Here is a 14309-nt window from a genome sequence, read left to right on the forward strand (position 1 = left end):
TCTTAGGGGGTTCCTCCACCATGCCCGTCATCCGTCACGCCGACGCCCGCCGCACCGAGACGCCGAACGCCGTCATGACCACCTACGCCTCGCCCACCCAGGGCGCCACCTCCCTCGCCCTGTGGCGGGTCGAGATGGCGGCCGACCGGCAGGGCCCGCTGCACGCCATGGACGCCGAACAGATCTGGACCTTCCTGACCGGCTCCGCCACCGTCCTGCTGGGCGACGACACCCACACCGTCACCGCCGGCGACACCCTCGTCCTCCCCGCCGGCGTCGCCCGCCGGATCACCTCCGTCGAGGCCTTCACCGCCGTCGTCGCCGCCCCGTCCCCCTCCCGCGCCTACAACCCCGACGCCGTCACCCCGCCCGGCGCCTGCGCCGCCGCCCCGCGCGACGACGAGCGCGTCCTCCCCGCGTGGATCGCCTGACGGCCGCCGCGTGAGGTGTAGCAGACTGCTCGGGAACGTCCCTCCCGGCGGCCGCACCAGGCGGCCCCGGCGGAACAGGAGAGGTGCGGCATGTCCGTCGTCAAGATCAACGTCCTGACCGTCCCCGCCGAGCAGCGCGAGGTGCTGGAGCAGCGCTTCGCCTCCCGGGCCGGTGCGGTGGAGAACTCGGACGGCTTCGAGTGGTTCGAGCTGCTCCGCCCGGTCGAGGGCACGGACCAGTACCTGGTGTACACCCGGTGGCGCAGCGAGGAGGACTTCAAGGCCTGGATGGAGGGGCCGATGAAGGCCGCGCACCAGGGCGGCGGCGAGGGTGGCGAGGCGCCGAAGCGGCCGGCGGCGAGCGGGTCCACCCTGTGGTCCTTCGAGGTCGTCCAGTCGGCGGGCCCGAAGGCCTGACGCGGGGAGGACGGGCGGCGCGCTCCGGTTCGGGGGATCCGGGGCGCGCCGTGCTGTTCAGGCCGCGGCGGCGTAGAGGACTTCGCGCAGGCCGGGGACGGTTTCGCGGTCGGCGCGCCAGACCAGGCGGAGGTGGAGGGGCGGGGGGTCGAGGGGGAGGCGGACCAGGGCGCCGGAGGCGAGCTGGTCGTGGACGGCGAAGTGGGGGAGCAGGGCGATGCCGAGGCCCTGTTCGGCGCAGGCGCGGGTGACGGCCACGCCGCCGGTGCGGACGCGTTCCACGTCGTGGCCGAGGAGGCGTTCGCCGGCCAGCCGGAAGGAGCAGGCGGGGGCGTTGACCAGGAGGCGGTGGCCGCTGAGGGCTTCGCGGGTGAGTGCGGTCGCGCGGGCCAGCGGGTGGGCGGGGGCGGCGACCAGGGCGAGCGGGACGTCCCTGAGGTCGACGTGGTCGAGCGGGGCGGGCGGGAGGTAGAAGCCGAGTTCGCCGAGCGGGCCGGCGGTGTCCAGGATCAGCGCGGCCTCCAGGGCCCCGGCGGCGACGCCGCCGAGCAGGGCGTCCCGGGCGGTGTCGGTGTGCAGGGAGACGTCCAGGTCGGGCCGGCGCTCGGCGAGGCGGGCCAGCACGGCGGGGACGTGGGTGGCCGCGATGGTCTCCAGGGCGCCGAGGCGCAGCCGGGGCCGGTCGGCGACCACCTCGCGGCGGGCCTGGTCGGCCTGGTCGAGCAGCTTGCGGGACCAGGGCAGCAGCCGCTCGCCGGCCGGGGTGAGGGTCATCCCGCGCGGGGCCCGGTCGAACAGCTCGACGCCCAGGCTGCGTTCGAGGGTGCGGACCTGCTCGGACACGGAGGAGGGGGCGAGGCCGAGCGCCACCGCCGCGGCGGTGACGGTGCGGTGGGCGACGACGGCCTCGAAGACGCGCAACTGACGTAGTTCCACTGGTCCCTCCGACTTCCCGAACGCTTGCGGTCCTGCCCGAACGGTGGTGGTTCTGCCCGCACGGCTGGGGCCCCGGTGCTGCGGGACAGCGTACGGGTGCGTTCGGAAATTCCGAACGGTGCATCAGGATCCGGCGGTGGAGGGGCGGGGTGCCGCCCGCGCAGAGTGGGTGCCCGATCCCCCCTCGACCCTCGACTCCCGACCCCGGAGACCCACCGATGACCTCTCCTGCCCTCCTCGCCGCCGCGACGCCGGCGGCGGCCCACCGTGCGCGCTCCCGCACCCGCGCGCTGCTGGGCATCTCGCTCGGCTACTTCATGGTGCTGCTCGACACCACCGTCCTCGCCGTCGCCGAGCCCGACCTGGCGTCCTCGCTGGGCAGTTCGACCGCCGGACTGCAGTGGGCCGTCACCGGCTACAGCGTCGCCTTCGGCGCGCTGCTGCTGTCCGCCGGCGCCGTCGCCGACCGCCACGGCGCCCACCGGGCCTTCCGCCTCGGCATCGCCGCGTTCGGCGCGGGCTCGCTGCTCAGCGCCTTCGCACCGGACATCTGGACGCTGGTCGCGCTGCGCGCCGTCCTCGGCGCCGCGGCGGCGGCCTGCGTCCCGGCGAGCATGGCGCTGATCACCCGGCTGTACCCGGTCGCCGCCGAGCGGGCCCGGGCGGTGGCCGTCTGGGCGGCCGTCAGCGGCTGTGCGATGGCGTTCGGGCCGATGGTCGGCGGGGTGCTGGTCGACCTCGCGGGGTGGCGCGCGGTGTTCCTGGTGAACGTTCCGCTGGCGGCCCTGGTGCTCGGCCTGGTGGCCGGCCGGACCGTGCACGGCCCGCGCGGCGAGCGGCGGATCGACTGGTGGGGCCAGCTGGCGGCCTGCGCCACCCTCGCCCTGGGCACGGACGCGCTGATCGCGCTGGGCGACTCCGCCTGGCCGCACGCGGGTTGGTCGGGCCTCGGCGGGGCCGTCGCGGTCGCGGCCTTCGTCCGGCGCGAGCGGCGCAGCCCGGCCCCCGTCCTGCCGGCGGCGGTGCTGCGGGCGCGCGGAATGGGCGCGCTGCTGCTGGCGGGCGCCGCGGTGAACTTCGCGCTGCTGGGCGTGCTGTTCGTGCTGCCGCTGCTGCTCCGGCGGGAGCTCCACCTGTCGCCCGCCACGGCCGGGCTGGCGTTCCTGCCGATGACCCTGCCGCCCGGCTTCAACCCGCTGCTCACCGGGCGGATCGTCGCCAAGGTCGGGCCGTGGAAGCCGGTGCTGGGCGGGCTCGCCCTGCTGGCCGCCGGCTGCGGGGTGTTCGCCGTGGCCGTGCTGCTCGGCACGCCGTACCCGCTGCTCGCCGTGGGCCTGCTGGCGGCCGGGTTCGGCGTCTCCTTCGCGCTGCCCGCGCTGGTCACCGCCGTCGTCACCACCGCCCCCGAGGGCGGCGCGGGTGCGGCGGGCGGCCTGCTCAACGCCGTACGGCAGGTCGGCGCGACGCTCGGGGTGGCCGTGATGGGCGCCTTCGCCGCCGGCGCGTCGCTGGCCTGGGCGATGCTGCTCCCGGCGGCGGCCTGCGCGGCGGCGGCCCTCGCGGTGCGGCGGGCCCGGCGGCCGCTAGATTCGTGATCATGAGAACACCGATGGGGGGCGGCCGGTGGCCGCAGGCAGTGCTCGACCGACTGGGGGCGGAAGGACCGGGGGCGGACCGCTTCCGCCGGGGTACGGCCGGGGCGCTGGTGGCGGTCGCCGCGCTGCTGTTCGGCTGGATCCTGGTGCTCGGGTCGACGACCCGCGGGCAGGCCGAGGTCCGGAACTGGTCCGTCGTGTGGATCGGGCTGGACGTCCTCCAGGTCACCGGCCTGATCGCCACCGGCCTGCTGCTGGCCCGCCGGTCACGCCTCGCGGCGCTGGCCGCCGCCGCCTCCGCGACGCTGCTGTTCCTCGACGCCTGGTTCGACGTGATGACCGCCGAGGGCGGCGGCGCCTGGTACCTCGCGCTGGCGATGGCCCTGCTCGTCGAACTGCCCGCCTCGCTGGCCCTGGCCGCGCTGTCCCGGTCCGCGCTGGACTGGTGACCGGCGGCGCGTGGTCTGAGCGCGCGCCGGGCCGAGTGCGCGTGCGCCGCCTGAACGAGTGACAGCGGTGGGAGTTTGACGCCTCGTTACGGCCTTACGGTGAACATGGCGATGCCGGGTGCCCCGTGGGCGGCCGGGTGGGGGCTCAGCCGCCCGGTGGGTGGAAGTCGACCGGGGCGTCGAAGGCGGCGCGGCGGGTGGCGCGGCGCAGGGCGCGCAGGACGGGGGTGCCGAGGGTGAGGCAGAGCACCACGGTGAGGGCGGCCCGGGGCAGGTCCCAACCCAGCGACGTGGTCAGGCAGTAGGCGGCGAAGCGGACCAGGTTGGCGGGCAGCGGATCGCCCGGCACGAAGGAGATCGAGCCGGCCAGCCCGCCGATGTACGGCCAGCCCTGGAGGTTCATGATCGTGCCGTAGAGGACGGCCGCGAGGGCGCCGTAGCCCGCCAGCAGGGCGAGTTCGCGGCGGCCGCGCAGCGTGGCGGCGCCGGGCAGCAGGCCCGCGCCGAGGCAGACCCAGCCCATGGCGAGCATCTGGAACGGCAGCCACGGCCCCACCCCGCCGGTCAGCAGGGCGGAGGCGAACATCGACAGCGACCCCAGGACGAAGCCGAAGCCCGGCCCGAGCACCCGCCCGGAGAGCACCATCAGGAAGAACATCGGCTCCAGGCCCGCCGTCCCCGCGCCGAGCGGGCGCAGGGCCGCGCCCGCGGCCGCCAACACCCCCAGCAGCGCTACCGACTTGGCGTCCAGGCCCGGCGCGCCGCCGCCCGCCGTACGGCCCTCGGAGATCTGGGCGACGACGACCGCGAGGAGCAGCGGGAGCAGCAGCGCGAACAGCCAGGGGGCGTCGGCGGAGTGGCCGACCAGGGCCGAGTCGGTGGCGGCGAGCAGCGGCCAGCCGAACGCGGCGACGCCGACCAGGGAGACCAGGGCCAGCGAGGCGACGGACCGGCGGCCGAGCGGGACGGGACGGTTGGGCGGGACGGGGCGGTTGAGGGTGGGTCGGTCGCTCATGCGCGCAGCGCCTCCGCGACCTGCCCGACCGTGAGCCACGGCCCCGGCGCCAGCACCTTCGCCACCTGCGGGGCGAACGCGGGCGAGGAGACCACGACCTCGGCGGTCGGCCCGTCCGCGACGATCTCGCCCTCGGCCAGGATCACCGTGCGGTGGGCGAGTTCGGCCGCCAGCTCGACGTCGTGCGTCGCCAGCAGGACGGCGTGGCCCTCGGCGGCGAGGTCGCGCAGGATGCCGACCAGCCGGGCCTTCGCGGCGTAGTCCAGGCCGCGGGTCGGCTCGTCGAGGAGCAGCAGCGGCGGCCGGGCGGTGAGCACCACCGCGAGCGCCAGGGTGAGCCGCTGGCCCTCGGAGAGGTCGCGCGGGTGGGCGGTGTCGGCGATGCCCGGCAGCAGGCGCTCGACCAGGGCGCGGCAGGTGCCGGGCGCGGCGCCCGCGTCCGCGTCGGCGGCCGCGCACTCGGCGGCGACGCTCTCGCCGTACAGCAGGTCGCGCGGATCCTGCGGGACGAGGCCCACCTCGCGGATCAGCTCGGCCGGGCGGGTGCGGTGCGGGGTGCGGCCGCCCACCCGGACGCTGCCGGAGGCCGGGGCGTGCAGCCCGACCAGGCTGCCCAGCAGGGTGGACTTGCCGGCGCCGTTGCGGCCCATCAGGGCGGTGATCTCGTACGGGCGCAGCGCCAGGTCCACCCCGCGCAGGGCGGGCACCGGGCCGCGCCGGACGGCGAGGCGGTCGGCGGTGGCGGTCGGCGTCGCGGTCTGTGCCGTGGCCGGGGTCCCGGCCGGCGCGCGGCCGTCCAGCCGCTCCCGCAGCGGCGCGGCCTTGCGCCGGGCGTCCCGGACGGACAGCGGCAGCGGGCGCCAGCCCGCGAGCCGGCCCAGGCCCACCACCGGCGGGTGCACCGGCGAGTGCGCCATCACCTCGGCCGGCTCGCCCAGCACCGGTTCCTCGCCCGGCGCCAGCAGCAGCACCTGGTCGGCGTACTGCACCACCCGCTCCAGCCGGTGCTCGGCCATCAGCACGGTGGTGCCGAGGTCGTGCACCAGCCGCTGCAGCACCGCCAGCACTTCCTCGGCCGCGCCCGGGTCGAGCGCCGACGTCGGCTCGTCCAGGACCAGGACGCGCGGGTGCACGGTCAGCACCGAGCCGATCGCGACGCGCTGCTGCTGGCCGCCGGAGAGCGAGGTGAGGGCGCGGTCGCGCAGGTCGGCGAGGCCGAGCAGGTCGAGCGTCTCCTCGACCCGGCGGCGCATCACGTCGCCGGGCAGGCCCAGGGACTCCATGCCGTAGGCGAGTTCGTCCTCCACCGTGTCGGTGACGAAGTGCGCCACCGGATCCTGCCCCACCGTGCCGACCACGTCCGCGAGCTCGCGCGGCCGGTGCTCGCGGGTGTCCCGCCCGGCCACCGTGACCCGGCCGCGCAGCACACCGCCCGTGAAGTGCGGCACCAGGCCGCTGACCGTCCCCAGCAGGGTGGACTTGCCCGACCCGGACGGCCCCACCAGCAGGCAGAGTTCGCCCTCCGGAACGGTCAGGTCGAGGCCGCTGAGCGCGGGCGCCGGGGCGTCCGCGTACTGGACGGAGACCTGCTCGAAGGTGATCACGATGCCCTCCGGGGCGGGGTCGGGGCGGCGAACGCCGGCACCAGGCCGAGGAGTACGACCAGGACGGCGCCCAGCGGCAGCACGGGGACGGTCGGCGGGACGACGGTCGGGGCGAAGGCCGCCGGATCGCGGCCGGCCAGCACGACGGTGAGCGCCGCCACGGCGGCGCCGGAGGCGGCCGTCAGCCACTCTGGTACGGCCCAAGGGTCGGGCCGGTAGCGGGATCTGACGGAGCGTCGGTTGCCGAGCAGCAGCCCGGCGAAGGCGGCGGCCAGGCCGAGCAGCAGGACCGGCGGGGCCCAGCCCGCCCCACCCGCGCTCAACAGCCCGTACGCGGCCAGGCAGACGCCGAGCAGCCCGGCCAGCGTCAGCCCCGCGGTGGCCGCCGCGATCCGGCGCGGGACGTCGGCGGTACGGCCGAAACCACGGGTGTCCATGGCCGCGGCCAGCGCGACGGAACGCTCCAACGCGCCCTCCAGGACGGGCAGTCCGACACTCAGCACCGCCGCGACACCCCGGTCCGAACGGCCGCGCAGCCGGCGGGCGGCGCGCAGCCGGCGGACGTCCGCGACGAGGTTCGGCGCGAACGTCATCGCCACCACCACGGCCACACCCGCCTCGTACAGCGCCCCGGGCAGGGCACGCAGCAGCCGGGCCGGGCTCGCGAGGGAGTTCGCGGCGCCGACGCACACCAGCAGCACCGCCAGGCGCAGCCCGTCGTACAGCGCGGACAGCAGGCCCTCCACGGTCACCCGGCCGCCGATCCGCACCCCCTGCGCCCAGGCCGGGAGCGGCACCTCGGGCAGCGTGAACAGGACGTGGGTGCCCGGGATCGGCGAACCGAGGAGGACCGCGAAGACCAGGCGGATGCCCAGGACCACCAGGCCCAGGCGCAGGAACGCCCCGTACGACCGCGACCACGGCGCGTCGCCGCGCCTCGCCGCGACCACGTAGCCGGCGGTCGCGGCGAGCAGGAGGAGGATCGCCGGGTTCGTGGTCCGGGTCGCCGCCGCGCCCATCTCGAGCGCCCACAACCACCAGGCGCCGGGATGCAGTTGGCGGGGGCCGGCGGGCGGGCGGGTGGCGGGGGGCGTGCGGCTCACGGGCGCGTCCTGGGGGAGGGGTGCGGGGCATCGTCGGTGCGGGGCGCTGCCGCGCCCGTCCGCAGCTGCCCGGCGGCGGGGTGCGGGTGGCGGGGCCCGGTGGGCGGTGGGGAGGGGAGGGGCGTACGGCTCACGGGTGCGTCCTGGGGCGGGGGTTCACGGGTTGCGGCGGCGGCGCGTCTGCCAGACGGCGCCGGCGGCGAGGGCGGCGATCAGCGCGCCGCCGGTGACCAGGCCGACATCGGGCCCGGCGCCGCTGCCGGCGGCCTTGCCGGCGGCGTTGCTGCGGTGCTCGGCGGGCTCGGGGCTTCCGTTCGGCTGGGCGGCCGCTCCGGCCTCCACCTGTTCGCCGCACCCTGCCTGCGGGTAGCCGGCGATGGCGCACAGCAGGCCGTTGGAGTCGTAGCGCAGCGGCGGGGCGACGACGGCCAGCACCTCGGCGGAGGTCGCGCGCGGGGCGACGCTCGCGCACGCCGTCCGCTGCCCGGGCGGTGCGGCGGCGGACGACCCGGCGTCCTCGGCGGTGCCGAAGTCCAGCACGACGGCGACCCGCTTGCGGCCCTCCTGCGGGGGCGTCGCGGCGCAGATCACGTCGAAGCGGGCCTCGGCCCGGGGCTTCGTGGCCTGCCGCCCGCCGTCCGGACTCACGGCGAACCGCCAGCCGTCCACGGTGCCGTCCGGCGGTACGGCGATCGCGGGCCCGGCCTGCTGGTACGCCCAGCCGCCGTCCGTCCCGCTGCCGCGCCAGAACGACCAGTACCGGTACCCGGCCGCCTCGGCGGGCGCGGCGGCGACGAGCAGGAGCAGCGGGACGAGCACCGCCACGAGCCCGCGCGCCCACCGGCGCACGCGGACACCCGGAGCGCCCCCCGGGCGTCCTCGCCCCGGCGCCCGAAGCGACCACCCGGCGCGCCCGCGCCGGGCCGCCCCGGCGGTCCCGCCTGCACGGGCGGGACCGCCGGGGCCGGCCTTGCCCCGGCCGGCGGTTCCGGGGAGCGGGATCAAAGCCGCTGGCCGCGCTTGCGCTGGAGGCTGAGCAGCAGGCCGCCGCCGACGCCGATGAGGAGGCCGACGATGATCAGCCAGTACTGCCCGATGCCGTCGTTCTTCTTCGGCTCCGCCGTCGCGGCCGCCGCCGGGGACTCGGTGGCGGTGCCGGCCTGCGGGGCCGGGCCGAGGGCGGTGAGCTGGGCGGTGAGGGCGCCGGTGTCGCGCTGGGCGGCCTGGTCGACGAGCAGGAGGGTGGCGGTGGCGGCGGCGTCGGTGCCGTTCTTGGTCCAGGTGCCGCCTTCCTCGGCGAGCCAGTCGACGGCGCCGGCGGCCTGCTGGGGGTGGCCGCTCTGGATGAGGGAGAGGGCGGCCCAGGCGGTGGCGTTGTTGTCGGGGGCGGGGGCCGCGCCGGGGGTGGTGAGGGTGAGGTGGTTGCCGCCGGCGGTGAGCTGGGCGGTGAGGTAGGCGGCCGCGGCCTCGCCGGATTCGGCGTGGGCGACGGGGGCGCCGGCCGCCCCGGTGCAGGCGAGCGGCTTGGGGGCGGTCTCGGTGCGGGCGCCGGTGGCGACGGGCAGGTGGCCGCCGGCGGCGGCGAGTGCGGCCTGGCCGGTGGCGAGGGCGTTCGGGGCGAGGGGGCCGCCGGCCGGGTCGGGCTGGTAGGCGAAGGCGCCGCGCTGGTCGGCGGGGGCGGCGCAGCCGAGCTGGAACGCCCCGAGTCCGTCGAAGGCGTTCTTGCCGTTCTTGGCGACGCCCGCCGGGTCGGCCTTGGCGGCGAACAGGGCGTTGACGGCGAGCCCGGTGGAGTTGGCGTCGCCGGGGCTGCCGGGGTTGTAGGACCAGCTGCCGTCCGCGTTCTGGTTGTCCTTGAGCCACTGGACGCCCTTGTCGACGGCCGGCTGGTGCCCGCCGAGGGCGACCAGGGCCTGGACGGCGACGGCGGTGGCGTTGCTGTCCTCGGTCTTGGCCTGGCAGGGGGCGCCGGCGGCCCGGTAGGAGGGCCAGCCGCCGTCCTCGCACTGCTGCCCGGTGAGCCAGGCGACGGCGGTGTCCGCCGGGGTGACCTTGGCGTTCGCGAGCGCCGTCAGGGCCAGCGACTGCCGCCACACCCCGTCGTACTGCGGGTCGCCCTTGCCGTACAGGCCCTCGGGCACCGGGGCGGTGGAGGCGGCCGGGGCAGGGCTGTCGGCGAGGGCCGGTGCGGCGGCGGCGCCGGCCAGCAGGGCGGCGGACAGGGCGGCGGCGCCCAGGCGGGCGGCGGTCAGCATGGTGGAGGTGTGCCTTTCGGTGAGCGGTGGTGGCCCCGGTGCGGGGCCGTTCCGTAGTCCTCGACGGGTGCCGGGCGCGCGGGGCGCCGGGCGGGCCGCTCGCCCCTCCCCGGGAGGTCCGGCTCGCCCGGCCGCCACCCGATCGGGTGGCGGCCGGGCTCACGGTTGCGGGGTCAGCGCCGGATTGGCACCGGCTTCCCCCGGGGGAGGAGCGGGATGAAGTTGTGCGGGACGTGCTGCCCGTCGACTCTAGCCGCCGGGCCCGGCCGGCGCCGCCGGCCCGGACAGGAACAGGTTCCAGAAACCGCCCCGGGGAGCCGCCGCCGTCACGGCAGGTCCAGCAGCCGTGCCGCGGTGTGCAGGTCGGCCCGGACCTCGGCGATCGAGGCGCGGCCGGAGAGCCAGGCGACGAGCGCCGAGTGCCAGGTGTGCTCGATGACCCGGACGGCGGCCCGCTGGCTCTCGCTGGGCGGCTCGGACTGGCCGATGGCGTCCAGGATGAGCTGTCCGGTGGCGGCGCCGACGCGGTCGACGACGGCCGCGACCGAGCGGTCGGCGAAGCACATCGAGCGGACCATCGCCTCGGCCAGCAGCGGTTCGCGCTGCAGCGCGTGGAAGGCCCGGGTGAGCGCGTCGGCGACCCGCAGGGCCGGTTCCGGGTCGGTGGGCGGGTGTCGCCGGATGTGCTCCTGGAGGCCCTGCAGCTGCTCCAGCATGACCGCGACCAGCAGGTGGACCTTGGACGGGAAGTAGCGGTACAGCGTGCCGAGGGCGACCTGGGCGCCCTCCGCGACCTCCCGCATCTGCACCGCCTCGTACCCGCCGCGCGCGGCCAGCGCGGTGGCGGAGCGCAGGATGCGCCGGCGGCGCTCGGCCTGGCTGGCGGTCAGCGGCGGCTCGCCCGGCGACGGCGGGACGGGGCTCGCGGACGAGGTCGGCGACGGCAAGGGTGCTCCCGGGGGCGCGTGGGTGACGGCGTGCTCCACAAAGGTCGACTCGGGGCCGACCGAGGTCGACCCGCGGCCGAGGCGGTCGGCGTGGCGGGAATCACCAGCCCTGGCTCCTGAGCGGAAGCTACGGGCCGGTATCTTCGAGGTCTCTCATTGTTCACATGGTCGATGACGAGTTCCACAGCCACTGAAACCTGATCTACTTTAGCGACCGGTGCACCGACCGGCAGCACAGACAGCAGCTAGAGATGAGGGCCCAGGATGACCGCGCAGCCGCTGCGGATTGCCCTGTTGTCGTACCGCGGGGACCCCTTCTGCGGCGGTCAGGGCGTGTACGTACGGCACCTCTCCCGCGAGCTGGCCCGGCTCGGCCACCACGTGGACGTGATCGGCGCCCAGCCGTACCCCGTGCTGGACGAGGTGGACGGCCCCGGCTCGGTGCGCCTGGTCGAACTGCCCAGCCTGGACCTCTACCGCGCCGACGACCCCTTCCGCACCCCCGCCCGCGCGGAGTTCCGCGGCGCGGTGGACGCCCTGGAGTTCGCCACCATGCGCACCGGCGGCTTCCCTGAGCCGCTGACCTTCTCGCTGCGCGCCCGCCAGTACCTGGCCGCCCACAAGGGCCGCTACGACGTGGTGCACGACAACCAGACCCTCGGCTACGGCCTGCTGGGCCTGGCCCGGCACGGCTTCCCGCTGGTCACCACGATCCATCACCCGATCACCGTGGACCGGCGGTTGGAGCTGGACGCGGCCACCACCCGGGTCAAGCGCCTCTCGCTGCGCCGCTGGTACGCCTTCACCCGGATGCAGCGCCGGGTCGCCGCCCGGCTGGACCACGTGCTGACCGTCTCCGGCACCTCGAAGCGGGAGATCGCCGAGCACCTGGGCGCCGCGCCGGGCGCGATCTCGGTGGTGCCGATCGGCGCCGACACCCGGCTCTGGTCCCCGTCCGACGCGGTGGCCCGGGTGCCGGGGCGGATCGTCACCACCTCCAGCGCGGACGTCCCGCTCAAGGGTCTGGTGTACCTGGTCGAGGCGCTGGCCAAGGTGCGCACCGAGCGGGACGCGCACCTGGTCGTCGTCGGCAAGCCGCAGAAGGACGACGGGCCGGTGGCCGACGCGGTGCGGCGCTTCGGGCTGGCGGAGCACATCGAGTTCCGCACCGGCCTGAGCGACGCCGAGCTGGTCGACCTGTACCGCTCGGCCGAGGTGGCCTGCGTCCCCTCCCTGTACGAGGGCTTCTCGCTGCCCGCCGCCGAGGCGATGGCCACCGGCACCCCGCTGGTCGCCACCACCGGCGGCGCGATCCCCGAGGTGGCCGGCCCGGACGGCGAGACCTGCCTGGCCGTGCCGCCGGGTGAGGCGGACGTGCTGGCGGCGGCCCTCGGCCGGCTGCTGGACGACCCGGAGCTGCGCGCCCGGCTCGGCGCGGCCGGCCGGGAGCGGGTGCTGGCCCGGTTCACCTGGGAGCGGGCCGCCGAACTGACCGCCGAGGCGTACCGCGCCGCGATCGCCACCGGCGTCGGCGCCCGGGCCCGCTCGGGGCCCGGCTGGCGGTACGTGGCCTGAGCGACCGCTCGGACCGCCCTCGTACCGTCCTCCGACCGTCCTCGTACCGTCCTCCGAACACCCTCGTACCGTCCTCCGACCGCCCGGCCCCGGTGCCGGGCCGAGAGCTCGAGTCCCGCAACGTGCGCACGACCTGACGAACCGTCAGGAGCGCCTGGTAGCAGTAGGAATGGGAGCCCCGCAGTGCTGACCGTCGATTTCTCGCGCTTCCCGCTCGCCCCCGGCGACCGGGTGCTCGACCTGGGCTGCGGCGGGGGCCGGCACGCGTTCGAGTGCTACCGCCGCGGCGCCAACGTGGTCGCCCTCGACCAGAACGCCGAGGAGATCGCCGAGGTCAAGAAGTGGTTCGCCGCGATGGAGCAGGCCGGCGAGGCCCCCGAGGGCGCCTCGGCGGTCGCCATGGAGGGCAACGCGCTGGCGCTGCCGTTCGAGGACGGCTACTTCGACAAGATCATCATCTCCGAGGTGATGGAGCACATACCCGATGACCGGGGCGTGCTCGCCGAGATGTTCCGGGTGCTCAAGCCGGGCGGGCTGCTCGCCGTCACCGTGCCGCGCTGGCTGCCGGAGAAGATCTGCTGGGCGCTGTCCGACGAGTACCACGAGGTCGAGGGCGGCCACATCCGGATCTACCGGGGCGACGAACTGCTCGGCAAGCTCAAGGACGCCGGCCTGGAGCCGTACGGCACCCATCACGCGCACGCGCTGCACTCGCCGTACTGGTGGATCAAGTGCGCGGTGGGCGTCGACAACGACAAGGCGCTGCCGGTCAAGGCCTACCACCAGCTGCTGGTCTGGGACATCGTCGGCACCCCGGTGATCAGCACCCTCACCAAGGCCGCCGAGAAGGCGCTCAACCCGCTCATCGGCAAGAGCTTCGTCGCGTACGCCTCCAAGCCGCAGCAGCCGAAGGCGACGGCATGACCGCCGCCGTCCCCGAGGTGCTGCTGCTCGACGGGGTGCTGGACGCCGAGCAGGCCGCCGACACCGTCCGCAGCATCCTGGCCGAGCAGCGGCCGGACGGCGCCATCCCGTGGTTCGCCGGCCACCACCTCGACCCGTGGGACCACACCGAGGCCGCGATGGCCCTCGACACGGCCGGCGAGCACGCCGCCGCCGAGGCCGCCTACCGCTGGCTCGTCGGCGCGCAGAACCCGGACGGCTCCTGGTACGCCGCGTACACCGACGGCGAGGTCACCGACCGGGCCAAGGAGAGCAACTTCTGCGCGTACATCGCGGTCGGGATCTGGCACCACCACCTCAGCACCGGCGACGACGCCTTCCTGGAGTGGGTCTGGCCGGCCGTCCGGCGGGCGCTGGACTTCATCGTCGGCCTGCGGCTGCCCGGCGGCCCGATCGCCTGGCGGGTCGACGAGGACGGCGCCGCCACCCAGGAGGCGCTGCTCACCGGTTCGTCCAGCATCCTGCACGCGCTGCGCTGCGGCCTGGCCATCGCCGAGTACCTGGAAGAGCCGCAGCCCGACTGGGAGTTGGCGGCCGGGCGGCTGCGGCACGCGATCGCCCACCACCCCGAGCGGTTCCTCGACAAGGACCGCTACTCGATGGACTGGTACTACCCGGTGCTCGGCACCGGCCTGCGCGGCGACGCGGCGCTGGCCCGGATCGAGCGCGACTGGGAGCGCTTCGTCGTCCCCGGCCTCGGCGTGCGCTGCGTCAGCGACCGCCCCTGGGTGACCGGCGGCGAGAGCGCCGAACTCGCCCTCGCGCTGTGGGCGATCGGGCAGTCCGACCGCGCCGTGGACATCCTGCGCTGGATCCAGCGGCACCTGCGGCACGAGGACGGCTCGTACTGGACCGGGTACGTCTTCGAGGACGACGCGATCTGGCCGGAGGAGCGCACCACCTGGACGGCCGGGGCGCTGCTGCTCGCGGTGGCCGCGCTCGGCGGGGACCCGGCGACCGCCGCGGTCTTCGGCGGGGAGCAGCTGCCCGCCGGGCTGGTGGTCCAGGACTGCTGCTGA

General features: G+C 76.3%; 14 protein-coding genes and 1 riboswitch. Of the genes, 7 read left to right on the top strand and 7 right to left on the bottom strand.

What is annotated here, in order from left to right; genetic code table 11:
- Positions 1-20 precede the first annotated feature (20 nt).
- A complete protein-coding gene (locus AB2U05_RS23705) occupies positions 21-431 on the top strand; it encodes a cupin domain-containing protein (RefSeq protein ID WP_045703465.1) in 411 nt (136 codons plus the stop codon).
- Between the two features lie 90 nt (positions 432-521).
- The gene (locus AB2U05_RS23710; RefSeq protein ID WP_030282314.1) at positions 522-848 is read left to right on the top strand and encodes an antibiotic biosynthesis monooxygenase; all 327 of its coding nucleotides are present in this window, start codon (positions 522-524) and stop codon (positions 846-848) included.
- A gap of 57 nt (positions 849-905) precedes the next feature.
- On the opposite strand, the gene AB2U05_RS23715 is transcribed toward AB2U05_RS23710, so the two are convergent.
- Positions 906-1784, bottom strand: a complete 879-nt coding sequence (locus AB2U05_RS23715) for a LysR family transcriptional regulator (RefSeq protein ID WP_369184201.1) — start codon at positions 1782-1784, stop codon at positions 906-908.
- 218 nt (positions 1785-2002) lie between these two features.
- Between AB2U05_RS23715 and AB2U05_RS23720 the strand changes: the two genes are divergently transcribed.
- A complete protein-coding gene (locus tag AB2U05_RS23720) occupies positions 2003-3379 on the top strand; it encodes an MFS transporter (RefSeq protein WP_369184202.1) in 1377 nt (458 codons plus the stop codon).
- Between the two features lie 2 nt (positions 3380-3381).
- Positions 3382-3828: a hypothetical protein gene (locus tag AB2U05_RS23725; RefSeq protein ID WP_369184203.1), complete on the top strand. Its 447-nt coding sequence runs from the start codon at positions 3382-3384 to the stop codon at positions 3826-3828.
- A gap of 145 nt (positions 3829-3973) precedes the next feature.
- On the opposite strand, the gene AB2U05_RS23730 is transcribed toward AB2U05_RS23725, so the two are convergent.
- The 6 genes from AB2U05_RS23730 to AB2U05_RS23755 form a co-directional block, all read right to left on the bottom strand.
- On the bottom strand, positions 3974-4843 hold the full coding sequence (locus tag AB2U05_RS23730; RefSeq protein ID WP_369184204.1) for an ECF transporter S component: 870 nt from the start codon (positions 4841-4843) through the stop codon (positions 3974-3976).
- Entirely contained in the window at positions 4840-6447 is a 1608-nt protein-coding gene (locus AB2U05_RS23735) for an ABC transporter ATP-binding protein (protein ID WP_369184205.1), read from the bottom strand. The genes AB2U05_RS23730 and AB2U05_RS23735 overlap by 4 nt, the downstream gene beginning before the upstream one ends.
- A complete protein-coding gene (locus AB2U05_RS23740) occupies positions 6444-7550 on the bottom strand; it encodes an energy-coupling factor transporter transmembrane protein EcfT (RefSeq protein ID WP_369184206.1) in 1107 nt (368 codons plus the stop codon). The genes AB2U05_RS23735 and AB2U05_RS23740 overlap by 4 nt, the downstream gene beginning before the upstream one ends.
- 156 nt (positions 7551-7706) lie before the next feature.
- Positions 7707-8399, bottom strand: a complete 693-nt coding sequence (locus AB2U05_RS23745) for an SCO2322 family protein (RefSeq protein WP_369184207.1) — start codon at positions 8397-8399, stop codon at positions 7707-7709.
- A 152-nt stretch (positions 8400-8551) separates the two neighbouring features.
- Positions 8552-9805, bottom strand: a complete 1254-nt coding sequence (locus AB2U05_RS23750; RefSeq protein WP_369184208.1) for a prenyltransferase/squalene oxidase repeat-containing protein — start codon at positions 9803-9805, stop codon at positions 8552-8554.
- A gap of 114 nt (positions 9806-9919) precedes the next feature.
- Positions 9920-10006, bottom strand: a riboswitch (cobalamin riboswitch).
- Positions 10007-10131: 125 nt separating this feature from the next.
- A complete protein-coding gene (locus AB2U05_RS23755) occupies positions 10132-10752 on the bottom strand; it encodes a TetR family transcriptional regulator (protein WP_045703479.1) in 621 nt (206 codons plus the stop codon).
- A 264-nt stretch (positions 10753-11016) separates the two neighbouring features.
- On the opposite strand from AB2U05_RS23755, the gene AB2U05_RS23760 reads away from it, so the two are divergent.
- From AB2U05_RS23760 to AB2U05_RS23770, 3 genes are all read left to right on the top strand, one after another.
- Positions 11017-12327, top strand: coding sequence for a glycosyltransferase family 4 protein (locus AB2U05_RS23760; RefSeq protein ID WP_045703481.1), 1311 nt, complete (start codon positions 11017-11019; stop codon positions 12325-12327).
- 183 nt (positions 12328-12510) lie between these two features.
- The gene (locus AB2U05_RS23765) at positions 12511-13251 is read left to right on the top strand and encodes a class I SAM-dependent methyltransferase (RefSeq protein ID WP_369184209.1); all 741 of its coding nucleotides are present in this window, start codon (positions 12511-12513) and stop codon (positions 13249-13251) included.
- Complete coding sequence (locus AB2U05_RS23770; protein WP_369184210.1) at positions 13248-14309, top strand: prenyltransferase; 1062 nt, start codon at positions 13248-13250, stop codon at positions 14307-14309. Before AB2U05_RS23765 ends, AB2U05_RS23770 begins: the two co-directional genes overlap by 4 nt.

The organism is Streptomyces sp. Y1 (genome assembly GCF_041053115.1).
GTDB classification, from domain to species: Bacteria; Actinomycetota; Actinomycetes; order Streptomycetales; family Streptomycetaceae; genus Kitasatospora; species Kitasatospora rubellomurina.